At 70.0% G+C, this 26011-nt stretch carries 25 protein-coding genes and 1 pseudogene; 8 read left to right on the top strand and 18 right to left on the bottom strand.

The window, feature by feature from the left end:
• Positions 1–43: 43 nt before the first annotated feature.
• Positions 44–856 (bottom strand): bifunctional hydroxymethylpyrimidine kinase/phosphomethylpyrimidine kinase, encoded by an 813-nt coding sequence (gene thiD, locus DIS04_RS16380; RefSeq protein ID WP_111414861.1) that lies wholly within the window; start codon positions 854–856, stop codon positions 44–46.
• 44 nt (positions 857–900) lie between these two features.
• On the opposite strand from thiD, the gene DIS04_RS16375 reads away from it, so the two are divergent.
• Positions 901–1332 carry a YqaA family protein gene (locus DIS04_RS16375; RefSeq protein WP_111414860.1) on the top strand — a complete coding sequence of 144 codons (432 nt, stop codon included), beginning with the start codon at positions 901–903 and terminating at the stop codon, positions 1330–1332.
• A 2-nt stretch (positions 1333–1334) separates the two neighbouring features.
• Here the strand turns inward: DIS04_RS16375 and DIS04_RS16370 are convergent, their stop codons facing one another.
• The 5 genes from DIS04_RS16370 to DIS04_RS16350 all read right to left on the bottom strand — a co-directional run bounded on the left by DIS04_RS16370 (position 1335) and on the right by DIS04_RS16350 (position 5696).
• Positions 1335–2738: a TRAP transporter large permease gene (locus DIS04_RS16370; protein WP_179951292.1), complete on the bottom strand. Its 1404-nt coding sequence runs from the start codon at positions 2736–2738 to the stop codon at positions 1335–1337.
• A 10-nt stretch (positions 2739–2748) separates the two neighbouring features.
• Positions 2749–3297: a TRAP transporter small permease subunit gene (locus DIS04_RS16365; protein WP_111414859.1), complete on the bottom strand. Its 549-nt coding sequence runs from the start codon at positions 3295–3297 to the stop codon at positions 2749–2751.
• 107 nt (positions 3298–3404) lie between these two features.
• Positions 3405–4160, bottom strand: a complete 756-nt coding sequence (locus DIS04_RS16360; protein WP_111414935.1) for an endonuclease/exonuclease/phosphatase family protein — start codon at positions 4158–4160, stop codon at positions 3405–3407.
• Between the two features lie 83 nt (positions 4161–4243).
• Positions 4244–4894: a thiol:disulfide interchange protein DsbA/DsbL gene (locus DIS04_RS16355; RefSeq protein ID WP_111414858.1), complete on the bottom strand. Its 651-nt coding sequence runs from the start codon at positions 4892–4894 to the stop codon at positions 4244–4246.
• Positions 4895–5075: 181 nt separating this feature from the next.
• Entirely contained in the window at positions 5076–5696 is a 621-nt protein-coding gene (locus DIS04_RS16350) for a c-type cytochrome (RefSeq protein WP_111414857.1), read from the bottom strand.
• 260 nt (positions 5697–5956) lie between these two features.
• Here DIS04_RS16350 and yihA point away from each other — a divergent pair, with 260 nt between their 5' ends.
• Positions 5957–6574: a ribosome biogenesis GTP-binding protein YihA/YsxC gene (yihA, locus tag DIS04_RS16345; RefSeq protein ID WP_111414856.1), complete on the top strand. Its 618-nt coding sequence runs from the start codon at positions 5957–5959 to the stop codon at positions 6572–6574.
• Between the two features lie 8 nt (positions 6575–6582).
• On the opposite strand, the gene DIS04_RS16340 is transcribed toward yihA, so the two are convergent.
• From DIS04_RS16340 to argH, 7 genes and pseudogenes are all read right to left on the bottom strand, one after another.
• Entirely contained in the window at positions 6583–7341 is a 759-nt protein-coding gene (locus DIS04_RS16340) for an HAD family hydrolase (protein WP_340148176.1), read from the bottom strand.
• Between the two features lie 2 nt (positions 7342–7343).
• Positions 7344–8258, bottom strand: coding sequence for a tyrosine recombinase XerC (locus DIS04_RS16335; protein WP_111414854.1), 915 nt, complete (start codon positions 8256–8258; stop codon positions 7344–7346).
• Positions 8251–8988 (bottom strand): DUF484 family protein, encoded by a 738-nt coding sequence (locus DIS04_RS16330; RefSeq protein ID WP_111414853.1) that lies wholly within the window; start codon positions 8986–8988, stop codon positions 8251–8253. Before DIS04_RS16330 ends, DIS04_RS16335 begins: the two co-directional genes overlap by 8 nt.
• A 34-nt stretch (positions 8989–9022) precedes the next feature.
• A complete protein-coding gene (dapF, locus tag DIS04_RS16325) occupies positions 9023–9856 on the bottom strand; it encodes a diaminopimelate epimerase (RefSeq protein WP_111414852.1) in 834 nt (277 codons plus the stop codon).
• Complete coding sequence (gene lysA, locus DIS04_RS16320) at positions 9856–11139, bottom strand: diaminopimelate decarboxylase (RefSeq protein WP_111414851.1); 1284 nt, start codon at positions 11137–11139, stop codon at positions 9856–9858. Before lysA ends, dapF begins: the two co-directional genes overlap by 1 nt.
• A 60-nt stretch (positions 11140–11199) precedes the next feature.
• A pseudogene (lptM, locus tag DIS04_RS16315) lies at positions 11200–11334 on the bottom strand (LPS translocon maturation chaperone LptM); the annotation flags it as partial.
• Positions 11335–11343: 9 nt separating this feature from the next.
• A complete protein-coding gene (gene argH, locus DIS04_RS16310; protein WP_111414849.1) occupies positions 11344–12756 on the bottom strand; it encodes an argininosuccinate lyase in 1413 nt (470 codons plus the stop codon).
• Between the two features lie 254 nt (positions 12757–13010).
• Here argH and hemC point away from each other — a divergent pair, with 254 nt between their 5' ends.
• The 4 genes from hemC to DIS04_RS16290 are packed head-to-tail and all read left to right on the top strand — an operon-like array spanning position 13011 to position 17533.
• On the top strand, positions 13011–13949 hold the full coding sequence (gene hemC, locus DIS04_RS16305; protein WP_111414848.1) for a hydroxymethylbilane synthase: 939 nt from the start codon (positions 13011–13013) through the stop codon (positions 13947–13949).
• The gene (locus DIS04_RS16300; RefSeq protein ID WP_111414847.1) at positions 13950–14747 is read left to right on the top strand and encodes a uroporphyrinogen-III synthase; all 798 of its coding nucleotides are present in this window, start codon (positions 13950–13952) and stop codon (positions 14745–14747) included.
• A 6-nt stretch (positions 14748–14753) separates the two neighbouring features.
• The gene (locus tag DIS04_RS16295; RefSeq protein WP_111414846.1) at positions 14754–16274 is read left to right on the top strand and encodes a uroporphyrinogen-III C-methyltransferase; all 1521 of its coding nucleotides are present in this window, start codon (positions 14754–14756) and stop codon (positions 16272–16274) included.
• Entirely contained in the window at positions 16271–17533 is a 1263-nt protein-coding gene (locus DIS04_RS16290) for a heme biosynthesis HemY N-terminal domain-containing protein (protein ID WP_111414845.1), read from the top strand. The genes DIS04_RS16295 and DIS04_RS16290 overlap by 4 nt, the downstream gene beginning before the upstream one ends.
• Before the next feature lie 77 nt (positions 17534–17610).
• On the opposite strand, the gene DIS04_RS16285 is transcribed toward DIS04_RS16290, so the two are convergent.
• The 3 genes from DIS04_RS16285 to ybiO form a co-directional block, all read right to left on the bottom strand.
• Complete coding sequence (locus DIS04_RS16285; protein ID WP_111414844.1) at positions 17611–19752, bottom strand: pyrroloquinoline quinone-dependent dehydrogenase; 2142 nt, start codon at positions 19750–19752, stop codon at positions 17611–17613.
• A complete protein-coding gene (locus tag DIS04_RS16280) occupies positions 19749–20153 on the bottom strand; it encodes a hypothetical protein (protein WP_111414843.1) in 405 nt (134 codons plus the stop codon). The genes DIS04_RS16285 and DIS04_RS16280 overlap by 4 nt, the downstream gene beginning before the upstream one ends.
• A 183-nt stretch (positions 20154–20336) precedes the next feature.
• Entirely contained in the window at positions 20337–22649 is a 2313-nt protein-coding gene (gene ybiO / locus DIS04_RS16275; RefSeq protein ID WP_111414842.1) for a mechanosensitive channel protein, read from the bottom strand.
• Positions 22650–22929: 280 nt separating this feature from the next.
• Between ybiO and DIS04_RS16270 the strand changes: the two genes are divergently transcribed.
• Together DIS04_RS16270 and DIS04_RS16265 are read left to right on the top strand one after the other, a co-directional pair.
• Complete coding sequence (locus DIS04_RS16270) at positions 22930–23328, top strand: fluoride efflux transporter FluC (protein ID WP_111414841.1); 399 nt, start codon at positions 22930–22932, stop codon at positions 23326–23328.
• Positions 23325–23717: a fluoride efflux transporter FluC gene (locus tag DIS04_RS16265; protein WP_111414840.1), complete on the top strand. Its 393-nt coding sequence runs from the start codon at positions 23325–23327 to the stop codon at positions 23715–23717. Before DIS04_RS16270 ends, DIS04_RS16265 begins: the two co-directional genes overlap by 4 nt.
• A 21-nt stretch (positions 23718–23738) precedes the next feature.
• On the opposite strand, the gene pgi is transcribed toward DIS04_RS16265, so the two are convergent.
• On the bottom strand, positions 23739–25394 hold the full coding sequence (pgi, locus tag DIS04_RS16260; protein ID WP_111414839.1) for a glucose-6-phosphate isomerase: 1656 nt from the start codon (positions 25392–25394) through the stop codon (positions 23739–23741).
• A 52-nt stretch (positions 25395–25446) separates the two neighbouring features.
• Positions 25447–25935, bottom strand: coding sequence for a methylglyoxal synthase (locus tag DIS04_RS16255; protein WP_111414838.1), 489 nt, complete (start codon positions 25933–25935; stop codon positions 25447–25449).
• Positions 25936–26011 lie beyond the last annotated feature (76 nt).

Raw genomic sequence — 26011 nt, 5'->3', positions numbered from 1 at the left:
TTCAGCATGGGCGGCGCCCGGCGATGTCGCAAGCGCCGTCTCGCTACCACCAGCGGTGGAAGTGGTGCACCGGGCCATGGCCCCGGCCCACGTCGAGCCGGCGGCTCTCGGTCAGCGCGACCTCGAGCCACTGCTTGGCCGTGGCCACGGCTTGCACCAGGGTATCGCCCTGTGCCAGGCGCGCGGCGATGGCCGAGGAGAGCGAGCAGCCGGTGCCGTGCAGGTTGGAGGTGCCGATCCGGCTGCCTTCGATCCAGCGCGGGGCGCCGTCCCCCACCAGCAGGTCGGGGCAGCTCTCGTCGCGCAGGTGGCCGCCCTTGAGCAGCACGGCGGCGGCACCCAGCGCCGCCAGGCCCGGCGCCATGGCGAGCATCTCGCCGCGGCTGGCCGCTGGCGGGCTTGCCAGCAGCACCGCGGCCTCGGGCAGGTTGGGGGTGATCAGGTCGGCCAGCGGCACCAGCACCTCGCGCACCGCGGCGATGCCGGCGTCGTCGACCAGCACGTCGCCGCTCTTGGCCACCATCACCGGGTCGAGCACGATCCAGCGGGGGCGGCGTGGCTGCAGGGCATCGCGGATGGCCTCGGCCACCTCGCGGCTGGCCACCATGCCGATCTTCACCGCATCGAGCGCCACGTCGTCGAGCAGGGTGTCGAGCTGCAGGCGGATGAACTCCACCGGTACCGGATGCACGCCGCGCACGCCGCAGGTGTTCTGGGCGGTCAGCGCGGTGATGACGCTGGTACCATAGGCGCCCAGTGCCGAGAAGGTCTTGAGGTCGGCCTGGATGCCGGCGCCGCCGCTGGGATCGGAGCCGGCGATGGTGAGAACGTTGGGAATGGGGCGGTCGTGCGTCATGGCGTCTCGTCCTTCATGCGCGAACGATGGATGGGAGGCGCGGAATGCTGAGCCTGTTGCTGGTGGCCTTCGTCAGCGCCACGCTGCTGCCGGGCGGTTCGGAGGTCTGGCTGGCGCGCCAGTGGTGCCTGGGCCAGCCGCCGCTGGCGCTGTGGCTGGTGGCCACTGCGGGCAATACCCTGGGCAGCCTGGTCAACGTGTGGCTGGGGCGCTACGCGCGCCGCTTCCAGGACCGGCGCTGGTTCCCCGCCTCGCGGGAGGGGTTGGCCCGCGCCGAGCGCTGGTACTTCCGCTTCGGCGAGTGGAGCCTGCTGGCGAGCTGGGCGCCGGTGGTCGGCGACCCGCTCACCGTGCTCGCCGGGATCTTCCGTCTGCCGTGGTGGCGGGCCGTCCTGCTGATCACTCTGGCCAAGGGGGCGCGCTACGCCGTGGTGCTCTATCTGGCCCAGGCGTGGCTGGCCCCGTTGTGCGCTTGAAGCTACAGCACCGACGGCAGCCAGGTCGCCAGCCCCGGGAACAGCGCCAGCGCCACCAGCATGCCGAGCTGCAGCAGGATGAACGGCACCACGCCGCGGTAGATGGCCGAGGTCGGCACCGAATCCGGCGTCACCCCGCGCAGGTAGAACAGCGCAAAGCCGAACGGCGGCGTCAAAAACGAGGTCTGCAGGTTCACCGCGATCATGATGCCGAGCCAGATCGGGTCGAGTCCCATCATCAGCAGCACCGGCCCGACGATCGGTACCACCACGAAGGTGATCTCGATGAAGTCGAGGATGAAGCCGAGCAGGAAGATCACCAGCATCACCACCAGGGTCGCTCCCACCACGCCGCCGGGCAGCGCCTCGAACAGCTCGGTCACCAGCTCCTCGCCGCCGTAGGCGCGGAACACCAGCGAGAACAGCGCGGCGCCGATCAGGATCAGGAACACCATGCTGGTGACCTTGGCGGTGGAGCGGACCACCTCGCGCAGCATGGCCAAGTCCAGCCGGCGATTGGCCAGCGCCAGCAGCAGCGCGCCCATGGCGCCCACCGCCGAGGCCTCGGTGGGCGTGGCGAAGCCGCCCAGGATCGAGCCCAGCACGGCGACGATCAGCAGCACGGGGGGGATCAGGCCCTTGATCAGCAGCGGCAGGAGGCTGCCGGTATGGCCAAGCTCCTGCTTGAGCGCCTCGCGGTCGGCGGGCGGGGCGCATTCCGGCTTCCACCAGGCCACGACCAGCAGGTAGAGGATGTAGGCCACCACCAGCAGCAGGCCGGGTATCAGCGCGCCGATGAACAGGTCGCCCACCGACACGGTCTTGGGGCTCCACACCCCCATCGCCAGCTGGGCGCGCTGGTAGGCGTTCGACAAGACGTCGCCCAGCAGCACCAGTGCGATGGAGGGCGGGATGATCTGGCCCAGGGTGCCGGTGGCGCAGATGCTGCCGGTGGCGAGCGCCGGCGAGTAGCCGCGCTTGAGCATGGTCGGCAGCGACAGCAGGCCCATGGTGACCACGGTGGCCCCGACGATGCCGGTGGAGGCGGCCAGCAGCATGCCGACCAGGATCACCGAGATGCCGAGCCCGCCGCGCAGCGAGCCGAACAGCATCGCCATGGCGTCGAGCAGGGTCTCGGCGACCCGCGACTTCTCCAGCAACACGCCCATCAGCACGAACAGCGGCACGGCCAGCAGCGTCTGGTTGGTCATGATGCCGTACAGGCGGTTGGGCATGGCGCCCAGCATGCGCGCCTCGAAGGGCACCGCCACCCCCAGCTGCAGCAGCAGGTGGCCGAGGCCGGCGAACATCAGTGCGGTGCCGGCCAGCGCCAGGGCGACCGGGTAGCCCAGCATCAGCACGGCGCAGACGGTGAGGAACAGAAACAGCGGCATGAACTCGAGCAGGGCTTCCACCTCAGATCACCTCGTCGTGGTCGGGCGTGTTGCCCGGGGCCCTGCCGCGCAGGATCAGCACCTGGCGGATCACCTGTGCCACGCCCTGCAGCAGCAGCAGCGCCATCATCACCAGGATCAGCGACTTGAGCAGGAACACCCCGGGGATGCCGCCGTCGGGGGAGCGCTCGAGTATCGCCCAGCTGCTCTTCACGTAGCCCAGGCTCGAGATGGCGATGAACAGCACGACCGGGAACAGCAGGAACAGCGTGCCCAGCAGGTCGATCCAGGCGCGGCCACGGGCGGAGAGCTTGCGGTAGAAGATGTCGACGCGGACGTGCCCGTCGTGGCGCAGCGTCCAGGCGGCCCCCAGCATGAACACCATGGCATGCATGTACATGACCGACTCCTGCATGGCCACGCTGTGGAGTCCGAAGGCATAGCGCATCACCACGATGGCGAACTGCAGCGCCATCATGAGGAGCACCAGCCAGGCGATGGAGCGGCCCACGACCTCGGTAAAGCCGTCGAGCCATGCGAGCAGGAGCGGATCGCGGTTCGCGGTTTGCATGGTGGAGTCTCGTGTCGAAGCGAATCAGGGACCGCATCATCGCCGATTCCGCGGCGGGCGTCATCCTCGTGGCTCAACGCCTCCGCTTTGGCGGCACACGCGGCGGGTCAGCGGCGCTGCTGCCGCTGCAACGCCTGCAGCACCTCCAGGCAGCGGGGCGGCAGCGCCACGTCGACGGCGATGGGCAGGTGGTCGGAGAACAGGTGATCGAGCACGCGCACGTCCACGGCCTTGAGCGAGTTCGAGATCAGGATATGGTCGAGGGCTCGGCGTGGCTGCCACGAAGGGTAGCTGAGCAGCGGCCGCACCGGGTGCAGCGGCAGCGAGGCGCAGAAGCGCTGGTGGGTGTGCAGCTGGTCCGGCGTGCAGTTGAGATCCCCCATCACCACCACGTGCTGCAGCGGCTGGATGATCTCGCTCAGGTAGTCGAGCTGGCGCACCCGGCCGCGATGGCTCAGGGCCAGATGGGCGACGAACAGGTGCAGCGCGTCGGGGCCGTCGCCATAGCGGGCGTGGATGGCGCCGCGCCCGGGCAGGGTGCCGGGCAGCCGGTGCTCCTCGACCCGGGACGGGGCGAGGCGCGACAGCAGCCCGTTGCTGTGCTGGGCGAAGCGTCCCAGGTTGCGGTTGAGCTGCTGGTAGTGATGCGGAAAGCCGCCGCGGGTGGCCAGGTACTCGATCTGGTTGACGTGGCTGGAGCGAAAGCTGCCGCCATCCACCTCCTGCAGGCCGACGATGTCGAAGCGGCTCAGCACGTTGCTGACCATGTCCAGCCGCCGCACCCGCTGGGGGTGCGGCAACAGGTGCTGCCAGCTGCGGGTCAGGTAGTGATGGTAGGCCGACGTCTGGATGCCCACCTGCATGTTGAAGGTGAGCAGCTTGAGGTGCCCGCCTTCCAGGGTCGGGGTCCTGGCGTCGGCCAGATGCGAGTGCTCGGCGAACACGGTCAGTCGGTGCGCTCCTGGCGCACGCGTTCGACCAGCGCGTCGGCGATCTGCGGCATGTTCTCGAGGCTGCCGGCGCTGCTCGGGGTCACCAGGTAGCGCCCGTCGACGACCAGCGCCGGCACCCCCATCAGGCGCATGGCGCGCATCCGCGAATTGGCCTTGTTGACCTGGGCCTTGACGCCGAAGGCGTCCAGCGCCTGGCGGGCCTCCTCCTCGCTGACGTCGTACTGGCTGAAGAAGCGGGCGATGCTGTCGGTGTCGTTGAGCCGCTCGCCCTCCTCGTGGATGGCATGGAAGAAGTCGGCGTGGGCTTCCTCGCGAATGCCCAGCTCCTCGGCGGCATAGAACATCGCCGCATGGGTGTTCCAGTCGCCGCCCATGGTGGCGGGCATGTGCACCACCTTGACGTCCTCGTCCAGGGTCTCGTACCAGTCGGTCACGCTGCTCTGCAGGTTGTAGCAGTGCGGGCAGCCGTACCAGAACACCTCGGTCACCTCGACCTGGTCTTCCCCGGCGCTGGTCTCGACGGGTTCGGGCAGTTTCTCGTAGTGCTGTCCCTCGACCAGGTTGTCGGCGGTGGCCAGCGTCGCCAGGCCCAGGCCGGCCACGGCGAACAGGGCTGACTGGAGGGTGCGGAAAGGCTTGAACATGTACTGGGACTCCTGTGAAGTTCGCCGGCGGCGGCGGCTCAACCAGCTTGACGATAGCGTCGCTCACTTTGAGCGCCAATGCCGCCGACGGTTCCGGCGCGACCTGGGCCAAGACGCGGAAGGCGGCACAGGGCCGCCTTCAGTGCCGGTCGTGGCCGGCCGCTACCCGTCGACGCTGCGCTCAGTGCAGGCCGCTGATGTAGTTGGCCACGGCCTCCATGTCGGCATCGCTCATCTTGGAGGCGATGTCGCCCATCATGTTGTTGGGGTCGTTGGTACGCTCGCCGGCGGCGAATTTCTGCAGCGAGGTGACGACGTATTCGGGGATCTGGCCGGAGAGGGCCGGGTAGACGGCGGTGTTGATGCCGGAACCGGTGGGGCCGTGGCAGGCCGCACAGGCGGGGACGCCCTTGGCCATGTCGCCGGCGCGGTAGAGCTCCTCGCCGCGCTCCAGGACTTCCTCCTCCGGGTCGGCCTGGCCGACGTTGGCATCCTGCTCGGCGAAGTAGGCGGCGACGTCCCAGGCGTCCTGGTCGGAGAAGTCGTCGACCTGACCGGCCATCTCCGGCACCTCGCGGTTGCCGTCGCGGATGTCGATGATCTGCTTGGCCAGGTAGGAGGGCTGCTGGCCGGCGAGATGCGGGAAGGAGGGCGAGGAGCTGATGCCTTCCTGACCGTGGCAGGACGCACAGCTTTGGGCTTTTTCGCGACCAGCGGCAGCGTCGGCGTCTGCTTCCAGGTCGGCGTGAGCGACGCCAACGGCGCCGAGGGTAATTGCCAGGCTTGCCAGTAACTTTCTCATCGCTGATTCACTATGCCGTTATGGATTATACCGGTACGCATTCCTGGGAGCTGCCCAGCCTTGCTGAAACCAGGCCGGCCCTGCCCTGCCGTCGACGCGCCGCTCGGGTCGGTCGCTGCCGACAAGAGCACGATGTTACACTAGCGCGCCCAGGTCGCAGAAAAAAGACACCGCATTATAACGAAACAAGCCGGCATCGGAAATGCAGGGCGGGGGCCCGACGCTGCCCGCTGTGTTCCCACCGCCAGGAAGTTGAGGCCATGACCCGAATGAACTACCAGAGCGCGCGCTTCCTGACCAGCGCCCCCACGCTGGCCCAGTGCCCGCCCGACGACGGCGCCGAGGTCGCCTTCGCCGGCCGCTCCAACGCCGGCAAGTCCAGCGCGATCAATACCCTGACCCGGCAGAAGGCACTGGCACGCACCTCGCGCACGCCGGGGCGTACCCAACTGATCAATTTCTTTGCGCTGGGCGACGATACCCACCGCCGTCTGGTCGACCTGCCCGGCTACGGCTATGCCAAGGTGCCCGAGGCGGTCAAGCGCGAGTGGCAGCGCCACCTGGCCGATTACCTGCGCGGGCGCCGTGCCCTGCGCGGCCTGGTGCTGGTGATGGACGTGCGCCACCCGCTGACCGAGTTCGACCAGACCCTGCTGGGCTGGGCCGACGACCAGGACATGCCGGTGCACATCCTGCTGACCAAGGCAGACAAGCTGAAGTCCGGCGCGGCCAGGAGCGCGCTGCAGCAGGTGCGCAGCCGCCTGCGCGAGTGGGAGGACCTGGTGACGGTGCAGCTGTTCTCGTCGCTCAAGCGCGAAGGGGTCGAGGAGGCCTGTGCCCGGCTCGACGCCTGGCTGGCCGACCCCGTCCTCTCGTAGCGCGCATCTCAGCCCGGGACCGGCTGGCCCAGCCGGCGCAGCAGCGCGGGCAGCTCGCGCACGTGGTCGAGGCGATGGATGCCGGGCGGCATCGGCAGGTCATCCAGGTGGGGCGAGATCCAGGCCACCCGCATGCCCAGGCGCCGGGCCGGCTCGACGTCCTCGCGCCAGGAGTCGCCCACGTGCAGGCTGCGAGCCGGAGAGGCGCCGAGCCGCGCCAGGGCCGCCAGGAAGGGCCGCGGGTCGGGCTTGGGCGCCAGCATCTCGCCGGCGGCAATGGCCACCGGGAAGTGCCGGCCCAGCGCCAGGCGGCTGACATCCACGTTGCCGTTGGTGATGCTGGCCAGGCGATAGTGCCGGCCCAGCTGCGTCAGCAGCGGCTCGGCCTCGGGGTGCGGCTCGACCCGGTGGCGCAGCGCCATGAATTGCGCCATCGCCGCCCGGGCCCAGCGCTCCGCCGCGGCCGGGTCGAGGCCGTACTCCCCGAGCATTTGCGTGAGCGCCCGCTCGCGCAGCCAGGTGAAGTCGCCGCGGCGCAGCGGATGGGCGCGGGCCAGCGACCGGCGGCGCTGCTCGAAGCTCGCCAGCGGGAAACGCTCGGCGAAGGTCGGCGAGGCGGTCTCGCCGCGGGTCAGCCGCCAGGCGGCCAGCTCGCGGTCGAGCCAGGCATAGTGGCCGGTCTCGGTGGCGACCATCACGCCGTGGTTGTCCCACAGGGTGTCGTCGAGGTCGAAGGTGATGGCCTGCAGAGGCAGCGACGCCGCCATGGTCATGCCTCGTGCGAGTCGTCGCCGCGTCGCCGCGCACGGGGGTGCGCCGCGTCGTAGCTCGCCGCCAGGTGCTGCCAGTCGAGCTGGGTGTAGACCTGGGTGGTCGAGAGGTTGGCGTGACCGAGCAGCTCCTGCACCGCGCGCAGGTCCTGGCTCGACTCCAGCAGGTGGCTGGCGAAGGAGTGGCGCAGGCGATGCGGGTGCAGGTGCTCGGGGAGGCCGCGCCGGCGGGCCACCTCGGCGAGCCGCTTCTGGATGGCGCGATGGCCGAGCCGCTGGCCGCGCTTGCCCACGAACAGCGCCGTCTCCCCGGGGGCGGCCAGCGCCGGGCGACGGTCCAGCCAGGTGTCGAGCGCGCGCCGCGCGCTGCGTCCCACCGGTACCTGGCGCGGCTTGCTGCCCTTGCCGATGACCCGCACGCGGCGCGGCTCCAGGTCGCCGAGATCGAGGCCGGCCAGCTCCGCCAGGCGCAGGCCGCTGGAGTAGAACAGCTCGAGCATCGCCTGGTCGCGCAGCGCCAGCGGCGAGCCGTCGTGGGGAGTGTCGAGCAGCCGCGAGAGCTGGTCCACGTCCAGCGGCTTGGGCAGGTGGGCGCCCTGGCGCGGCGTCGGCACCAGCTCGGCGGGGTTGTGCTCGAGGACCCCCGCCCGGACCAGGAAGGCACCGAAATGCGACACCGCCGCGCGCCGCCGGGCCAGGCTGCGCGGAGCGAGGCCGCGGCTGCGTTCGGCGCCGAGGAAGCGGCGCACCTGGCCCACGTCCAGCTCGGCGCCGTCCTCGTGGCCGCGCCCTTCGAGGAATGCCGCCAGCGCCTCGAGGTCGCGGCGGTAGGCGCTCAGCGTCGCCGGGCTGGCGGTGGTCGACAGCGCCGCCAGGCAGGCCTGCAACTGCCGCCGCAGCGGACGGTCAGCCATGCTTCGGCGGGGTCTCGTGGGTCGGCGGCGCGTGGCGCAGCAGCAGCCGTGCCACCACGTCGCCGAGGTACTCGGTGAACAGCGTGTCCATGCTGGCGCGGAAGTGATCGGGGTCGGGACTGGCCAGCACCAGGTAGCCCATCGGTTCGCCCAGGGTCAGCCGGGCCAGGGCGCAGGAACCGGCCTGGCGCGGTGGCCGTGCGTGGGGCAGCAGGCGACCCCAGTCGGTGGGCGTGAGCCGCGTGCAGCGGCTGGTGCGGCCGTCGAGCAGCGCGGCCAGGCGTACGCCGGCGTGCTCGTCGAGCACATGGCGCGGCGGCTGCGGCGGCAGCGGCTCGTGGTCGGTGAGCTGGGCCGGGCACCACAGCGCCACGGCCGGGATCTGGAAGTGCTCGGCCATCTGGGTGGCCAGCGCCTGGCCCAGGGCGTCGGCGTCCTCGGCTTCGAGCAGCGCCAGCACCAGCTCGCGGGTGCGTCGATACTGCACCTCGTTGTGGCGTGCCGACTCGAGCAGCTGTTCCAGGCGCCACTCGGCCTGCTCCGCGCGGCGGCGCAGGTCGTAGACCAGGCGCTCCAGCAGCGAGGTCGTGCCGTGGGCCTCAGGATGCGGCACCTTGAGCTGCTGCAGCAGTCCCTCGCGGCCGACGAAGAAGTCGGGATGGCGGGCCAGCCACTCGGCGACCCGGTCCGGATCGAGGGTCTTGCGCGGTTCGGGGACGGCTCGGGTCATGCTTGACTCCTTCGGTTCGGGTGGGCCCGGCAGGTCAGGCCAGGGCGATGCGTCCCTCGAAGACGCGTTCGGCGGGGCCAGTCATCCGCAGCGGGGCATCGCCGCCGGGCCAGTCGATGCGCAGGTCGCCGCCGCGCAGGTGCACCGTGACGGGACTCTCGAGCAGGCCCTGGCGCATGCCGCTGGCCACCGCGGCACAGGCGCCGGTGCCGCAGGCCAGGGTCTCGCCGCTGCCGCGCTCGAACACACGCAGGCGGATCTCGTTAGGCGAGACCACCTGCATGAAGCCGACATTGACCCGTCGCGGGAAGCGCGGGTGGCGCTCGATCAGGGGGCCCAGGCGCTCGACCGGCGCCGTGTCGACGTCATCGACGCGCAGCACCGCGTGGGGGTTGCCCATCGAGACGGCGCCGAACTCGACCGTTTCGCCATCCACCTCGAGGCGATGCAGGGGGCGGTCCTCGGCGGCATCGAAGGGCAGCGTCGCCGGGGCGAAGCGCGGGCTGCCCATGTCCACCGTGACCTGGCCGTCGTCCTGTACCAGCAGCGTGAGCGGCCCGCCGGTGGTCTCCACGTGGATCTCGCGCTTGTGGGTCAGGCGCTGGTCGCGCACGAAGCGGGCGAAGCAGCGGGCACCGTTGCCGCAGTTCTCCACCTCGCTGCCGTCGGCGTTGAAGATCCGGTAGCGGAAGTCCATGTCGGGGCTGCGCGGCGGCTCGACGAGCAGCAGCTGGTCGAAGCCCACGCCGAAGCGGCGGTCGGCGAGGCGGCGGATCTGCTCGTCGCGCAGCCGCGCCCGCTGGGTGATCAGGTCGACCACCATGAAGTCGTTGCCGAGGCCGTGCATCTTGGTGAAGTGCAGCAGCATCAGCGACTCTCCTCGCCCCGAGAGTCGGGCAGCAGTGCCTCGCCGGCCCACAGCGACTCGACGGTTTCGCGACGGCGTACGACATGGAAGGCATCGCCGTCGACCATCACCTCGGCGGGGCGCGGCCGGCTGTTGTAGTTCGAGGCCATGACGAAACCGTAGGCGCCGGCGGAGCGCACCGCCAGCAGGTCGCCGGCAGCAATGGCCAGCTCGCGCTCCTTGCCCAGGAAGTCGCCGGTCTCGCACACCGGGCCGACCACGTCATAGGTGGCGCGCTCGCGCACGGGGCGGGTATCGGCCGGGATGATCGCCTGCCAGGCCTGGTAGAGCGAGGGCCGGATCAGGTCGTTCATGCCGGCGTCGACGATGGCGAAGTTCCTGGTCTCGCCGGGCTTGAGGAACTCGACCCGGGTCAGCAGCACGCCGGCGTTGGCGGCGATCGAGCGGCCCGGCTCGAACAGCAGGGTCAGGCCGGCGCCGTGCTCCCAGCGCGCCAGGCGCTCGAGCAGCGAGGCGGCATAGTCGAAGGGCTGCGGCGGGCGCTCGCCGCGGTAGGGCACGCCGAGGCCGCCACCGAGGTCGAGGTGCTCCACCGTGATGCCGCGCTCGCGCAGGCGCTCGAGCAGCACCAGCAGGCGGTCCAGGGCGTCGAGGAAGGGGGCGAGCTCGGTGAGCTGCGAGCCGATATGGCAGTCGATTCCGACGACCTTTACGCCCGGCAGGCGGGCCGCCAGTTCATACACATCGAATGCCTGGTCCACCGGAATGCCGAACTTGTTGTCCTTGAGCCCGGTGGAAATGTAGGGGTGGGTGCCGGCGTCGACGTCGGGGTTGACCCGCAGCGACACCGGCGCCACCTTGCCCAGCCGCTCGGCCACGGCGTTGAGGCGCTCGAGCTCGGGGCGCGACTCGACGTTGAAGCACTTGATGCCGACCTCGAGCGCGCGGGCCATCTCGCCCGCCTGCTTGGCCACGCCGGAGAACACCACCTTGGCCGGGTCGCCGCCGGCGGCCAGCACGCGCTCGAGCTCGCCCAGCGAGACGATGTCGAAGCCGGCGCCCAGGCGTGCCAGCAGGTTGAGGACCGCCAGGTTGGAGTTGGCCTTCACCGCGTAGCAGATCAGGTGCGGGTGGCTGCCCAGCGCCTCGGTGTAGGCGCGGAAGTGGCGGGTCAGGGTGGCCCGGGAGTAGACGTAGCAGGGCGTGCCGACCGCGTCGGCCACCTGGGTCAGCGGCACCTCCTCGCCGTAGAGCACGCCGTCGCGATATTCGAAGTGGTCCATGGGTCAGTCCGTTTCCTCGTCGGCGTCGTCGTTCTGCTCGTCCTGCTGCGCCGCGGGGCTGCCGTAGCGCTCCTCGGCGGCTTCGTCGCCGGGCAGGTAGAGCGGCCCCTTCTGGCCACAGCCGGCCAGCAGCACCAGCACCAGCGCGGCCAGCGCCAGCGGGCGGGCCCCGGGTGTCGCTTGCGTGCTCGTCATGCGCATGGTTCAGCGGCCCAGCTTCGCCAGCGCCTCGCGGGCCCGCTGCGCGGCGGCGCGCACCTGGTCCGGGGCGGTGCCGCCGATGTGGTTGCGCGCCGCCACCGAGCCCTCCAGGGTGAGCACCTCGAACACGTCGGCCTCGATGGCATCGGAGAACTGGCGCAGCTCGTCGAGGCTCATCTCGGAGAGGTCCTTCTTCTGGCGGATGCCGAAGGCCACCGACTGGCCGACGATCTCGTGGGCGTCGCGGAAGGCGACGCCACGGCGTACCAGGTAATCGGCGAGATCGGTGGCGGTGGAGAAGCCGCGCCGCGCCGCGTCGTACATGTTCGCCTTGCGCGCCTCGATGGCCGGTACCATGTCGGCGAACGCCTTGAGGCAGTCGCGCACCGTGTCGAGGGTGTCGAACAGCGGCTCCTTGTCCTCCTGGTTGTCCTTGTTGTAGGCCAGCGGCTGCGACTTCATCAGCGTCAGCAGCCCCATCAGGTGGCCATAGACGCGGCCGGTCTTGCCGCGCACCAGCTCGGGCACGTCGGGGTTCTTCTTCTGCGGCATGATCGAGCTGCCGGTGCAGAAGCGGTCGGGCAGGTCGATGAAGTCGAACTGGGCGCTGGTCCACAGCACCAGCTCCTCGCTCATGCGCGACAGGTGCATCAGCAGGATGCTGGCGAAGCTGGCGAACTCGATGGCGAAGTCGCGATCGCTCACGGCGTCGAGCGAGTTCTCGGCGGGGCGCTCGAAGCCCAGCAGCTCGGCGGTGACGTGGCGGTCGATGGGGTAGGTGGTGCCGGCCAGCGCGGCGGCCCCCAGCGGCATGACATTGGCCCGCTTGCGACAGTCGAGCAGGCGCTCGTGGTCGCGGGCGAGCATCTCCTGCCAGGCCAGCAGGTGGTGGCCGAAGGTCACCGGCTGTGCCGTCTGCAGGTGGGTGAAGCCGGGCATGATGGTGTCGGCCTCGCGCTCGGCGAGCGCGATCAGCCCTTCGCGCAGGCGCGCCAGCTCACCTTCGACCACGTCGATCTCGTCGCGCAGGAACAGGCGGATGTCGGTCGCCACCTGGTCGTTGCGCGAGCGCCCGGTGTGCAGCTTCTTGCCGGTGATGCCGATCTTCTCGGTCAGGCGCGCCTCGACGTTCATGTGCACGTCCTCGAGCTTCACCGACCACTGGAACTCGCCGCGCTCGATCTCGCCGCGGATCTCGTCGAGCCCGGCGACGATGGCGTCGCGCTCGGCGTCGCTCAGCACGCCGACCCGCGCCAGCATGGTGGCGTGGGCGATGGAGCCCTGGATGTCCTGCAGGGCGAGGCGCCGGTCGAAGTCGACCGAGGCGGTGAAGCGGGCGACGAAGGCATCGGTGGGTTCGCTGAAGCGACCGCCCCAGGACTGGTTGGTGCCGGGGGTTGTGGAACTAGAGCTCATCGGCGTGGACATCCTGCGTGTTGCATGCTGTGGCGTTCTCGGGAAGCCGCGCACGGCGGCGTAGGTCAGGTCTTGCAGTGTACCAGAGTCGGCGCGAGTGGCGAGGGCGTGGCAGGCCACGACGGGTCCAATTTTTCCTGCCTGGCCCGGTGCTTTATGATGAAGGTCAATGACCGCCTACCGGCCGTGACCGATAATGTCGCGGCAACGACAGCTGAGCAGGGGCAGTCGGGCCCGCTGCAGGGGAGAACCACGTGCGATCCAACACTACGCTGCGCATTGCCACCCGCAAGAGCCTGCTGGCCATGTGGCAGGCCGAACACGTTCGCGACCTGCTGATGGCCGAGCATCCCGGGCTCGAGGTGGAGCTGGTCGCGCTCTCCACCCGCGGCGACAAGATCCTCGACACGCCGCTGGCGAAGATCGGCGGCAAGGGGCTGTTCGTCAAGGAGCTGGAGGAGGCGATCCTCGACGGCCGCGCCGATATCGCGGTGCACTCGATGAAGGACGTGCCCATGCACTTCCCCGAGGGGCTGGGGCTGTCGGTGATCTTCGCCGGCGCCGAGCCCACCGACGCCTTCGTCTCGAACCACTACGCCGCGCTGGACGAGCTGCCCGAAGGGGCGCGCATCGGCACCTCCAGCCTGCGCCGCGGCCTGCAGATGCGCGAGCAGCGCCCCGACCTGGAGATCCTCACCCTGCGCGGCAACGTGCAGACCCGCCTGGCCAAGCTCGACGCCGGCGAGTTCGACGCCATCATCCTGGCCACCTCCGGGCTGAGGCGCCTGGGGCTCGGCGAACGCATCGCCCAGGAGCTGCCCCCCGAGGTGTGCCTGCCGGCCTGCGGTCAGGGGGCGCTGGGCATCGAGTGCCGCATCAGCGACCCGGAGCTGATCGCGCTGCTGGCCCCGCTGGACGACCCCATCACGGCGACCCGGGTCCGCGCCGAGCGCGCCATGAACACCCGTCTCGAGGGTGGCTGCCAGGTGCCCATCGGCGGCTATGCCACCTTCGAGGACGACGGCCAGACGCTGTGGCTGCGGGCGCTGGTGGGCAACCCCGAGGGCACCGAGGTGCTGCGCGCCGAGGGGCGCGGCTCGATCCACGAGCCGGAGGCGCTGGGCGTGCGCGTGGCCGAGGAGCTGCTGGAGCGCGGCGCCGGCGACATCCTGGCGCAGGTCTACGGCGGCTGAATGGCGGCCGGGCTGCCGGTGCTGATCTGCCGGCCGGGCGAGCGGGCCGCGGCCCTGGCGGCGGCCATCGAGGCCGCCGGCTTCGCGGTGGCGAACCTCGAGGTGATGGCGCTGGAGGCGCTGCCGGAGAGTCCGGCGATGCGCCAGGCGTGGCTCGATTTCGATCACTACCACAAGGTGGTGGTGGTCAGCCCCTTCGCCGCCGAGTGCCTCTGCCAGGCGCTCGATCGCTACTGGCCCCAGCTGCCGCTGGGCACGGCCTGGTATGCGGTGGGGGCGGCCACGGCCGAGGTTCTGCACGAGCGGCTCGGCGCCAGGGTGCACCTGCCGCCGGCCACTGCCGGCGAGGACACCAGCGAGGCGCTGCTCCAGCTCGCCTCGCTGCGCGCGCTCGACGGCCAGCGGGTGCTGCTGGCGGCCGGCGAGGGCGGGCGCACGCTGCTGGCCGACAGCCTGGCGGCGCGCGGCGCACGGGTCACGCGGCTGGCGCTCTATCGGCGGCGCCTTCTGCCGCCGCCCCCGGCCCTGCGCGAGTGCCTCGTTCGGGGCGACTACCGGGCCTTGGTAGTGAGTAGCGGAGAATTGCTCGAACATCTGGCAAGATGGTGCACCAAGGCCACCTTGAGCCAACCGTTAATCGTGTCCAGTCGCCGCTTGGCCACACTGGCCGGCGACCTGGGATTTCGCACTCCCGTGGTGGCAGCGGGAGCCACACCGGCGGCGCTTGCCGGCGCAGTGGCCGCGGCCTGCAGCCAGGAGGATGCCGATGTCGATCAAGATGATCTCGAAAAGGGCTAGCGACAGATGAGCAAGCAGAGCAACGAACAGGACGAGCAGAAGGCGCCTTCCGCCAAGGGCCGGGACGACAAGGGCCGTGAGGCCGCGGCCAAGGACAAGCCCGGCAGCGACGCCGGCAAGGGTCGTGCTCAGCGTGGCGATTCATCTGCGCCGCTCGCGGCAGGCAAGGCGGACGACACGCCCGCCGACGGTGCCAAGCCCGCCGACGGTGCCAAGCCAGCCGGCGGTGCCAAGCCCGCGGACAGCGCCAAGCCCGCGGACAGCGCCAAGCCCGCGGACAGCGCCAAGCCCGCGGACAGCGCCAAGCCCGCCGGCGGCGCCAAGCCCGCCAGCAGTGCCAAGCCCGCCGGCGGCGCCAAGCCCGCCGGCGGCGCCAAGCCCGCCGGCGATGCCAAGCCCACCGCCAGCGGCGCGGGCAAGACGGCACCGGCCGGAGGTGGCGGCACGCCGCCGCCCGCGACCGGCAGCGACGGCGGCGGCAAGGGCGGCGGCCGTGCCGCCGGCGTGCTGGCGCTGATCCTGGTGCTGTTCCTCGGCATCGGGGCGGGCCTGTTCGCCTGGAACGCCTGGGAGCGGCTCGACGCCCAGCAGCAGCGCCTGGCCGAGCTCGAGGAGCGCGCCGGCGGGGCCGCCACCGCCGACGAGCTCGAGGCGCTGCGCGAGCGTCTCGAGAGCGGCGAGCGCGAGCGTGACGCCGAACTCGCCGAGGCGATCGACGCCATGCAGGGCGAGTTCGGCAGCTACCGCGGCGAGGTCGACGAGGCGCTCGACCAGGTACTCGAGGAGCTTTCCACCACCCAGGACACCGACGAACGCGAATGGCTGCATGCCGAGGCGGCCTATCTGCTGCGGCTGGCCAACCAGCGCCTGCAGCTCGAACGCGACGTGGAGGGGGCCAAGGCGCTGCTGCGCACTGCCGATGCCCGCCTGAAAGAGGCCGACAACGCGGCGCTGCTCTCGGTGCGCCGCGCCATCGCCTCGGAGCTGTCGATCCTCGACGGCGTGCCGGAGGTCGACCGTACCGGGATCTACCTCGCCCTGAACGCCCAGCAGGAGCGCCTGGCGCAGTTGCCGCTGTCGCGCGAGCTGGAGGAGATCCCGGCGCGCTCCGGGATCGAGGAGGCGCCCAGCGGCGGCTGGCAGGACCAGCTGTCGCGCTTCGGCCAGGAGCTCAAGGAACTGATCGTCGTGCGCCATCACGACGAGGCGCTCGAGGGGCTGGTCACCCCGGAGCAGGAGTCCTACCTGCGCCAGAGCGCGCGCCTGGTGCTGGAGCAGGCCCAGCTGGCGCTGCTCAAGGAGGAGCAGGCACTCTACGAGGCGAGCCTCGACAAGGCGCTGGCGCTGATCGAGAGCTATTACGACACCGAGCGCGGCGAGGTCCAGGCCGTGATGGAGCAGCTCCAGGCGCTCAAGGGCGAGACCATCCAGCCCGAGCTGCCCGACATCAGCGGCTCCCAGGAGGCCCTGGCCGAATTCATCGAGCGGCGTTTCGGTTCGCGCGGCGGCCAGGGAGATGAAGCATGAGAAAGTTGCTGCTGATCGTCCTCCTCGGCCTGGCGCTGGGAGCGCTGTTCGGCCAGCTGATGGTCTCGGTGCCGGGCTACTGGCTGGTGCGGGTGGGAGAGACCTCCTACCAGACCTCCTTCTGGTTCGGCCTGGTGCTGCTGCTGGCGGTGTTCCTGGCCCTGCATTTCGTCCTGCGCGTACTGCTGCGCCTGAGCCATCCCGTCAGCCGCCTCAAGGTGTGGAACCGGCGGACCCGCCACCGCAATGCCATGAAGCGCACCGTGCGCGGCCTGGTGGCACTGGCCGAGGGGCGCTGGAAGCGCGCGGAGAAGTCGCTGGTCAAGGCCGCCGACGACTCCAGCACACCGCTGGTCAACTACCTCTCCGCCGCGCTGGCGGCCCACTACCAGGGCCGTTACGAGCAGGCCGACACGCTGCTCAAGCGGGCTCATCTCTCCACCGAGGGGGCCGATACCGCCGTCGGGCTGATGCAGGTCCAATTGATGCTGGACCGCCAGCAGTACGAGGAGGCGCTGGCCATCCTCACCCGGCTCGACCGCCAGCTGCCCAACCATCCCCAGGTGCTCAAGCAGCTCAAGCAGGCCTACCTCAGCGTCAACGACTGGGACGGCCTGCGTCGGCTGATGCCGCGGCTGGCCTCGCGCCAGCTGATTTCGCCCCAGGAGCGCAACCAGCTGGAGCTGCGCGCCTACAAGGAGCTGCTGGTCCACGAGGCGCGCGACCCCGGCAACGTCGAGCGCATCCGCAACCTGTGGGCCGACATGCCCGATGCGCTGCGCGGCAACGTCGAGCTCGTGGTGCTCTACACCGAGGCGCTGGTGCGCGGCAACGAGGAGGGCATCGCCGAGCGGCTGCTGCGCCACTCGCTCAAGGAGCACTGGGACAGCCGGCTGGTGCTGCGCTACGGGCTGCTCAACGTCGACCCGGCACGCCAGCTGGTGCACGCCGAGAAGTGGCTGCAGGAGCGTCCCAACGATCCCGACCTGCTGCTCACCCTGGGCCGCCTGGCACTGCGCAACGCCTACTGGGGCAAGGCGCAGGAGTACTTCGAGGCGAGCCAGCGCCAGCGCCCGAGCGGCGTGGTCTGCGCCGAGCTGGCGCGGCTCTACGCCAACCTCGGCGAGCACAACAAGAGCCAGCTCTACTACCGCCAGAGCGTCGAGCTGCTCGACAAGTCGCTGCCCTCGCTGCCCCAGCCCGCCGAGCCGGCAGTCCAGCCTGAACAGTCAGCCGCGGCGAAGAAGAAGACCGGCTGAGTGCCGATGGCATGATGCGAAAGACCAGAAGGGCGCCGCGAGGCGCCCTTCTGCTGGGTGGCGTTGCGGCGCGGCGCTCAGTCGGGCAGGGCGAAGGAGACCACCTGGTCGCTGACCTTGGGCAGCAGGATCGAGTTGCCGCCCACCGCGAAGGTGACGTACTGCTTGCCCTCGAAGGTGTAGACCGCCGGCATCGAGACGGCGGGGGCGTCCACCAGGTGTTTCCACAGTACCTCGCCGCTTTCCAGCTCGAGCGCGCGCACGCGCGAATCCATCGAGGCACCGATGAAGATCAGCCCCGAGCGGGTGATCACCGGCGCGCCGATGGTGACCGACCCCCACGACTCCGGCATATAGAAGCCGTGCTTCTGCACCTGGCCGAACGGTTCGTTCCATAGCCGCTCGCCGGTGGTGAGGTCGTAGGCGGCGAGGGTGCCGTAGGGCGGCTTCCAGCACGGCATGCCGGCCCAGTTGAGGAATGTCTCGAGCTGGAAGCCGTAGGCCGTGTCGCCCTGCTCGTAGTAGCCGCCCGTCTCGCCTGACTGCTCCAGCTGCTGGTAGTCGTCCCGCGGAATGAGGCGGTAGATCTGCACCACGCTGTTGGAGTTGATCACGAACACGCCGCTTTCGGGATCGACGGCGCCACCGCCCCACTGCGAGCCTCCCGTCGTCGGTGGGTAGGCGAGCGTACCTTCGACGCTCGGCGGCGTGAAACGGCCTTCGTAGCGCAGCCCCTCGGCCTTGCGGCTACACTCGCCCAGGCCGACGATGTCGGCCAGTTTCGAGATGCCCGGCCACTCGTCGGGAACGGTCGGCTCGGGGACGTCGACAAACGGCTGGGTCGGTGCGGCCTGTTCGCCTTCGGCATCCGAAGCCGGCACCTCGCGCTCCTCGATGGGGTAGATCGGCTCACCGGTCTCACGGTTGAGCACGAACAAAAAGCCCTGCTTGGATGGCTGCACCAGGGCGGGCACGCGCTCGCCATCCTTGTCGATGTCGACCAGCGTGGGCGGCGCGACGGTGTCGTAGTCCCAGATGTCGTGATGCACCAGCTGCCGGCTCCATACCACCTCGCCGGTCTCGGTGTTAAGCGCCGTCACCGAGGTGGCCAGGGGCAGCTCCTCGGTGCGTTCGCCACCGTAGTAGTTGGGGCTCGGCGAACTGATCGGAATGTAGAGAAGCCCGCTTTCGGGGTCCAGCGACATCGAGGCCCAGACGTTGGCCGTACCGGTGCGGTCGACCACCTCCTCGGGCAGCGCATGGAAGGTCCACTTGCGCTCGCCGGTGCGTGCGTCGAGCGCGAAGACCGTGCCAGGCGGTGCGACGGCGTCCGTCCAGTCCTTGCCGGCCCAGCCGAGGAATAGCGTGTCGTCGTACACCGTGGGCGGCTGGAACAGCGACAGCGGCCACTTGTCGTTGACGGTATTCCACTGGTTGACGTCGACCATGCCATCGTCGCCGAAGTCGGCGCAGGGCTCTCCCGTGTCGGCATCGACGCCGTAGAGCTTGGCGTCCATGGTACCGATGTAGACCATCTTCTGGCAGGCTTCTCCCGCCCGCGGTTCGTCGGCCTGCCAGTAAGCCACGCCGCGGCCCTTCATGTTGGGCTGGGTCAGGGCTTCCAGGGGAGCCCCTGGGTCGAAGGTCCACTTCTCTTCGCCGCTGCCCGGGTCCAGCGCGATGATGCGGTAGAAAGGCGTGCCCAGATAGAGCGTGTCGTTGACGAACAGGGGGGTTGCCGACCATACCGACATGGGCACGTCGTCGCTGCCATCCGCGACATCGCCGGTGCGGTACTCCCAGGCCTGCTCGAGCTCGCCAACGTTCTGTGGTGTGATCTGCTCGGCCGGCGAATACTTCTGGGCGCGCAGGTCGCCGTTGAAGGTCGCCCAGCTATCCGGCGATTCCATCCAGGTGTCCGGCCCCTGGTGGGGCGGCTCGGGCTGGTCGGCTCCACTGGGGGATTGCCCGGCGGAGCCCGTCTCCACACGACCGCCGGGGCCGGTCGGCGTCACCGAGGGCGCTTCACTGTCATCCCGGTCCGCTTGCGACGTGTCGCCGCCGTCATCCTGTTCGGCCTCGCCGTCCTGGGGCTCGGTGATGCCCTGTGGCTGGCCGCCTTCCTCGTCGGCGGGAGGCTCCTCCTGAGCCAGCACGTGGCCGATGGAGCCAGCCAGCAGCAGCGAGGCGACAAGGGCAATGGCGTCTTGGCGTGTCATGAAGAGGCCTCCTGGCGTTGCGTCATGTGCTGGTCGCGCTTGCCCGTGGCGGGGTCGGCAATCACATGGGTGAGCCACGCCACGAGCCCGACCCCCATGCAGCCGAGCAGCCACTCGGCCTGCAGCAGGTAGGCCGCCAGGCCCGTGCCCAGCAGGTCGAGCAGGATCAGGAGGGCGAGAAGCCCGCCCAGCCAGCGCGGCATTCCGCGCGCCAGGGCCAGCAGCAGCGAGCCGAGCAGCAACAATGCGGTGGAGGTCAGCACCAGGTAGGTGCCCGGGGTGTGGGCAATGCCGTTGCCCTCGTCGAACGTGGCGACCGCCGCGAGGATCAGCGCGATGGCCGATGTCGCGAGCAGCAGCCAGGCACCGTAGGCGGTGCCTCGTACCTTGCTTGTCATCATGGTCCCGTCCCTAGAACGCCGTCGGAGCATGAGCAGGGGATGCGGCGCAACGCAGGCCGCGCCGGAGCTCAGCAACAGTATAGGCACGCGTGGCGATTCTGCCGGCGCCGGGGCGGTTCCCGCGACGAGACGGCGGCGCCTCCCATCGCGTCCGATGGGAGGCGTGCGTTCAAGCGGCGCGCTTCACCGCTCGTCCTCGTGGTCGCCCGGGGGGGGTGGGTCGGATTTGGCGCGCGGGTCGTTCTCGCTCTCGCGGCTGCTCTCGCCGGAGCGTGGCTGGCCGCCGGGGCGGCCGTCGATGTCGAAGTCCTGGCGCATCAGGCGCACATTGGCCGGCGGCGCCTCGGCCCCCTTGCCCACGCCGAAGTAGAGCGTGGTGTGAGGGAAGGGGATCTCGATGCCCTTGGCGTCGAAGTGCAGCTTGACCAGGCGGTTGTAGGCGCGCCCCACCCCCCACTGGGTCCCGGGGGTGGTCTTGATGCGCACGCGGATGTTCACCGAGCTGTCGGCCAGGGCGATCACGCCCGCCACTTCCAGCGGTGCGACGATGTTCATCTTGTGGTCGTCGTCGGCGGCCAGTTCGTCGAAGGCCTCGCGCAGGGCGACGATCGCCTCGTCGATGCTCTCGCGGTAGGCGATGCCGTACTCGCCGACGTGGTAGCCGAACTCGCGCATGTAGTTGGAGACGGTGTCGACGCTGGAGAAGGGCACGATGTGATAGGCACCCGCCAGGTCGCGGATGCCCACCGAACGGATGCTGAGACGCTCGGCGGTGCCGGTGATGCCGCCCACCGTGACCACGTCACCGGTGTTCATGGCGTTCTCCACCTGGATGAAGATGCCGGTGATGATGTCCTGCACCAGCTTCTGGGCACCGAAGCCGATGGCCAGGCCGAGCACGCCGGCGCCGGCGATCAGCGGGCCGATGTTGATGCCGATCTCCGACAGCACGATCATCCCGGTCATGGTGATCAGGGCGATGGCGAGCGCGTTGCGGAACAGCGACAGCAGCGTCTTGGCGCGGGCATCGGGCTCGCCCTTGCCGGTCTCGGGGTTGAGCTTGTGCTCGATCAGGCTGGCCAGGGCCAGCCACACGGCGATGGCGACCAGCAGGATCACGGCCACGCTGACCAGCTTGCCGATCAGCCCGCGCCCCGCCTCGGAGGCGTACCAGGCGGCCAGGTCGAAGGCGCCCCAGGCGTTGAGCACCAGCAGCACCACCGCTATCAGAATCACGGTGCGGATGACGCGCAGCGTATTGGGCACGTAGCTGTTGAGCCGTGGCTCGAGCAGCGGCAGCTTGCGGCGCAGGTCGTCGGAAAGCCGGATGCGGCGGCCGATGGTCTGCGTCAGCAGGTTCGAGAGCAGCATGCCGACCACCACCACGACCACGGTCTTGAGCGTGGCGAAGAGCACGAACGGCAGGGCATCCGCCGGGCGCGTCAGGGTCAGCACCAGCACCATCAGGAAGTAGGCCAGGGCGAACAGGTGCCAGGTGCGGGCGAACAGCTGCAGCGAGATGCGGGTGGCGGTGAAGTCGGATCGGGCCGCCATGCCGTGGAGCTCGTCGCGGATGCGGGTGCGATTCTTCAGCACCACCGCGACGGCATAGAGGAAGGCGGCGAACATGATCAGCGCCCCGACGCCCTGGCCCAGGGTGGGGGCCAGGTAGAAGCCGATCAGCGGGACCACCACCAGCAGGCCGTAGCCGACCAGGCCGACCAGGCGCGCCAGCCAGCGGTTCCAGTAGGAGGCTTCGCCGGCCGAGATGGGCAGCAGCCTGAGCCCCTCGTAGCGCGACGAGAAGAGCATGCGCAGGGCCGCCTTGATCAGCTCGATGATCAGGAAGGCGTTGAGGAACAGCGAGGCGCGGGTCGACAGTTCGCCGGTCTCGCCCACGGCGAAGGTGGCGATCAGGTTGCCGCCCACGTAGGCCAGCGCGACCACCAGCGCGTCGATCAGCGCGGCGACGGCGACGCACAGCACCAGGCGAATGGTCGGGTTGAGCCCGCTGGGCTGGCGCGACCACCGGCTCAGGCGCGTGAAGAGCGGTCGCGACAGGCGGCGAAAGCCCAGGAACAGGACGAAGGTGGCCAGGATCACCAGCCCCAGGTTGATCACCGCCGTGGTGAAGTCGCCCCAGTCCAGCGCGGAGGTATCGGTATCGGCGGTGAACAGCCCCGCCACGATGTCGAACAGGTTGCGCACCTCGCCGCCGATGTCGCTGACGATGCGGCTGGTGACCTCGGCCAGCCGCCTGGGCAGCGAAACCTGCGCCGGTGCCGGGTCGGCATCGGCCAGGGCGGGGTCGGCGGCCTCGCGCCGCAGGTGGTCGATCAGTTGCTGGCGCGTCTGCTCGTTCTCGAGCAGCTCGGCAAGGGCCTCCGGCGCGGGGGCGGCGTCGCTGTCGGCAGGCTGGGCCAGGGCCGGTGCGGCGGCCAGCACGGCGAGGATCAGCCAGCCGAACAGCCAGGGGATAAACCGGTGTGCTATCACGCGTGACCTCCGTCTCGGGCGTGTCGGGCGGGGAAGGATGGGGATTCCGTCCCGCCCATGATAGGGCGTCAGGGCGTCGGGGACGAATGACGCCGATTAATTATGCAGGCATTGTACATTACGGGCCACGTGTGTCATATTTTCCCCGGCGCCCTTCCCGGGGCGCGATTCCCTGAACGAAGCTCCACATCTTGGCCATCCGCCCTCCGGATGGCCTGTTTTTTTGTTCGCACGCGGCGACTCCGCTAGCATCGGCGCTTGGGAATGGCGAGGGCAACGAATGAGCGCGAACGTGGGGCTGCTGGTGACGGTGGCTGTGGCTGTGGGGGGCGCGCTGGGCGGCATGGCGCGCCTGGCGGTCTCCGACCTGCTCGCCAGGCTGGCGGGCACGGCATTTCCGTGGGGCACGCTGGTCGTCAATCTCAGCGGCGCGCTGCTCGCGGGGGGGCTGGCCGGTTGGCTCGCCCCGCCCGAGGGGGATGGCTTGCCGGGCGGCTGGGCGCTGCTGATGGTAGGCCTGCTGGGGGGCTATACCACCGTCTCTTCGCTGAGCCTGCAGAGCCTGACGCTGTGGCAGAGCGGCCGCCGGCGAGCGGCGCTCGCCAATCTGTCGGCGACGCTGATCGCCGGGCTGGCGCTGGTTGGGCTGGGCTGGCGGCTGGCGGGGGGAGCGGCATGAGCGGCTGGCGCGGCTACGCGGCGGTCGGGGTCGGCAGCGCCCTGGGCAGCGTGCTGCGCCTGCTGTTGTCGCAGGGGACGCTGGCGGCGCTAGGCCCCGCCTTTCCCTGGGGCACGCTCGCCGTGAACGTGCTCGGGTCGTGGCTGATCGCCGCGTTTGGGGCATACGCCGCCTGCCGCGGTGGGGGCCGGGCGGCGCGCTGGCAGCCGTTCCTGATGGCCGGCTTCTGCGGTGGCTTCACCACCTTCTCGCTGTTCGGCCTGGAGACGCTGCACCTGCTCGAGCGCGGCCGCCCCGGCCTGGCGCTCCTCTACGTTCTGCTCGGCGTGCCGCTGTGGCTGGCGGCGGCCTGGTGGGGCGACCGTTTCGTGCGCTCGCGCCATGGCTGACGCGCGGCGGCGCCTCCCGCCTCAGCGCTTGGCCTTCTCCTCGCCCTTACCCTTCGCCCTGCCCTTGACGGCAGCGCCGCTTGCCGGGGCAGGGCGGAAATGCTCGCGTACCAGTGCCAGCAGGCCCTGGGTCGAGGCGTCGAAGTCCTGGCTGTGCTCGTCGATGCGCTCGCTGATCTCGCCGGCGATGCGCTTGCCCAGCTGAACGCCCCACTGGTCGAAGGAGTTGATGTTCCAGATCACTCCCTGGACGAACACCTTGTGCTCGTAGAGCGCGATCAGCGCGCCGAGGTTCCTCGGCGTCAGCTCGTCGAGCAGCAAGACGCTCGAGGGGCGGTTGCCGGGGCAGCTGTAGGGGTCGAGCTGGCTGCCCTCCTGGCTGCCCTCCATGAAGGCGTTGGCCTGGGCCAGCATGTTGGTGAGCAGGGCGAAGTGGTGCTCCTCCATGCCTGGCTCGGGCTTGAGCGAGGCGATGAAGTCGATCGGCACGTAGCGGGTGCCCTGGTGCAGCAGCTGGAAGAAGGCGTGCTGGCCGTTGGAACCGGTCTGGCCCCAGACGATGGGCCCGGTCTTGTAGTTCACCGGATGGCCGAAGATGTCCACCGACTTGCCGTTGGACTCCATGTCGAGCTGCTGGAGGAACGCCGGCAGCTGGTGCAGCGCCTGGTCGTAGGGCACGATGGCCTGGGTCTCGGCGCCGCGGAAGTTGATGTACCAGATCCCGATCAGCGCCATCAGCACCGGCATGTTGCGGGCGTAGGGCGCTTCGATGAAGTGCTGGTCCATGGCGTAGGCGCCCTCCAGCATCTCCATGAAGCCGTCGAAGCCGATGGATAGCGCGATGGGCAGGCCGATGGAGGACCACATCGAATAGCGCCCGCCGACCCAGGCCCAGAACTCGAAGACGTTCTCTTCTCGGATGCCGAACTCCATGGCCGCCTTGCGGTTGGTCGAGGCGGCGACGAAGTGGGCGCCCACGTCGGCGTCCTCGCCTGCGGTCTCGACGAACCAGCGCCGCGCGGTCTTGGCGTTGAGCAGCGTCTCCTGGGTCGAGAAGGTCTTGGTCGAGACGATGAACAGCGTCGTGGCCGGGTCGAGGCGGGCCAGCACCTTCTGGATATGGGCGCCGTCGACGTTGGAGACGAAATGGAAGTTGAGGTCGGGGTGGCGGTACTTGAGCAGCGCGCGACTGGCCATGTTGGGGCCGAGGTCCGAGCCGCCGATGCCGATGTTGACGATGTCCCTGATGCGCTCGCCGCTGTAGCCGCGCCACTCGCCGCTGCGCACCGCCTCGGAGAACTGGCGAATCTGCTCGCGGGTGCGCTGGATCTCGGGCATCACGTCATTGCCGTCGACCATCAGCGGGCCCTCGCCGAGATTGCGCAGGGCGGTGTGCAGGACGGGGCGGTCCTCGGTGACGTTGATGATGTCGCCGGAGAACATCTGTGAGCGGCGCTGCACCAGGGCGGAGTGGTCGGCCAGCTCGATCAGCTTGGCCAGCACCGCCTCGGAGACGTGGTGCTTGGAGTAGTCGAGGAACAGCCCGCCGACGCGCAGGCTCATCTTGTCGAAGCGCTGGGGGTCGGCGGCGAAGTAGTCGCTGATGCGGTCGTTGGCGGTGGCCTGCTGCAGCCTCTCGAGAGCCTGCCAGGTGACGCTGCGGGTAAGCTGGAACATGGTGTCCTCGCAAGGTTCGCGGGCCGGGGCCCGTCGGTCTCGTTGTTCTGTGCTACGGCGCCTGTTCGGAGCCACGAGAGGCCACCCAGGCATCGGCGTCGGGAACGGCCATCTCGTAGGGCTGGTCGAGCCACGGCGAGCTGGCCAGGAAGTCGGCGCTGGCAGCGTTGCACGCCACCGGCACGTTCCACAGGGCGGCCAGCCGCAGCAGCGCCTTGACGTCGGGGTCGTGGGGCTGCGGGGCGAACGGGTCCCAGAAGAAGATCAGCAGGTCGAGACGCTGCTCGGTGATGCGCGCGCCGATCTGCTGGTCGCCGCCCAGCGGCCCGCTCATCAACCCCTCCACCGCGAGGCCGAGGCTGGCCGAGAGGCGTCCGGCGGTGGTGCCGGTGCCCACCAGTTCGTGGGCGACCAGGGTATCGCGCCAGCGCTCGGCCCACTCGAGCAACTCCGCCTTCTTGCCGTCGTGGGCGATCAGGGCGATGCGCTTGCGTGCCGGCAGGGTGCGGCGCACGCTGCGCCGGGGTCGGCTATCGGTCATGGCTGGCTACCTCGAGTATCTTCATCGTGTTGGTCCCGCCGTGGGCGTTCATGTGGTCGCCCCGGGTCAGGATGAC

Source organism: Billgrantia lactosivorans (assembly GCF_003254665.1).
Taxonomy (GTDB): Bacteria; Pseudomonadota; Gammaproteobacteria; order Pseudomonadales; family Halomonadaceae; genus Halomonas; species Halomonas lactosivorans.
The sequence above is the reverse complement of the archived record's forward strand: the minus strand, read 5'-3'. Positions and strand labels throughout refer to the sequence as shown.

Coding starts and splice junctions, on each gene's coding strand:
- DIS04_RS16330 (WP_111414853.1), bottom strand. CDS start 8,988: ATGACCCGAGCCGTCCCCGAACCGCGCAAGACCCTCGATCCGGACCGG.
- lysA (WP_111414851.1), bottom strand. CDS start 11,139: ATGGACCACTTCGAATATCGCGACGGCGTGCTCTACGGCGAGGAGGTG.
- yihA (WP_111414856.1), top strand. CDS start 5,957: ATGACCCGAATGAACTACCAGAGCGCGCGCTTCCTGACCAGCGCCCCC.
- DIS04_RS16375 (WP_111414860.1), top strand. CDS start 901: ATGCTGAGCCTGTTGCTGGTGGCCTTCGTCAGCGCCACGCTGCTGCCG.
- DIS04_RS16295 (WP_111414846.1), top strand. CDS start 14,754: ATGAGCAAGCAGAGCAACGAACAGGACGAGCAGAAGGCGCCTTCCGCC.
- DIS04_RS16255 (WP_111414838.1), bottom strand. CDS start 25,935: ATGACCGATAGCCGACCCCGGCGCAGCGTGCGCCGCACCCTGCCGGCA.
- DIS04_RS16285 (WP_111414844.1), bottom strand. CDS start 19,752: ATGACACGCCAAGACGCCATTGCCCTTGTCGCCTCGCTGCTGCTGGCT.
- DIS04_RS16340 (WP_340148176.1), bottom strand. CDS start 7,341: ATGGCGGCGTCGCTGCCTCTGCAGGCCATCACCTTCGACCTCGACGAC.
- dapF (WP_111414852.1), bottom strand. CDS start 9,856: ATGCTGCTGCACTTCACCAAGATGCACGGCCTCGGCAACGACTTCATG.
- DIS04_RS16265 (WP_111414840.1), top strand. CDS start 23,325: ATGAGCGGCTGGCGCGGCTACGCGGCGGTCGGGGTCGGCAGCGCCCTG.
- DIS04_RS16335 (WP_111414854.1), bottom strand. CDS start 8,258: ATGGCTGACCGTCCGCTGCGGCGGCAGTTGCAGGCCTGCCTGGCGGCG.
- DIS04_RS16360 (WP_111414935.1), bottom strand. CDS start 4,160: ATGCAGGTGGGCATCCAGACGTCGGCCTACCATCACTACCTGACCCGC.
- DIS04_RS16270 (WP_111414841.1), top strand. CDS start 22,930: ATGAGCGCGAACGTGGGGCTGCTGGTGACGGTGGCTGTGGCTGTGGGG.
- DIS04_RS16355 (WP_111414858.1), bottom strand. CDS start 4,894: ATGTTCAAGCCTTTCCGCACCCTCCAGTCAGCCCTGTTCGCCGTGGCC.
- DIS04_RS16280 (WP_111414843.1), bottom strand. CDS start 20,153: ATGATGACAAGCAAGGTACGAGGCACCGCCTACGGTGCCTGGCTGCTG.
- pgi (WP_111414839.1), bottom strand. CDS start 25,394: ATGTTCCAGCTTACCCGCAGCGTCACCTGGCAGGCTCTCGAGAGGCTG.
- DIS04_RS16365 (WP_111414859.1), bottom strand. CDS start 3,297: ATGCAAACCGCGAACCGCGATCCGCTCCTGCTCGCATGGCTCGACGGC.
- DIS04_RS16300 (WP_111414847.1), top strand. CDS start 13,950: ATGGCGGCCGGGCTGCCGGTGCTGATCTGCCGGCCGGGCGAGCGGGCC.
- DIS04_RS16290 (WP_111414845.1), top strand. CDS start 16,271: ATGAGAAAGTTGCTGCTGATCGTCCTCCTCGGCCTGGCGCTGGGAGCG.
- argH (WP_111414849.1), bottom strand. CDS start 12,756: ATGAGCTCTAGTTCCACAACCCCCGGCACCAACCAGTCCTGGGGCGGT.
- thiD (WP_111414861.1), bottom strand. CDS start 856: ATGACGCACGACCGCCCCATTCCCAACGTTCTCACCATCGCCGGCTCC.
- DIS04_RS16350 (WP_111414857.1), bottom strand. CDS start 5,696: ATGAGAAAGTTACTGGCAAGCCTGGCAATTACCCTCGGCGCCGTTGGC.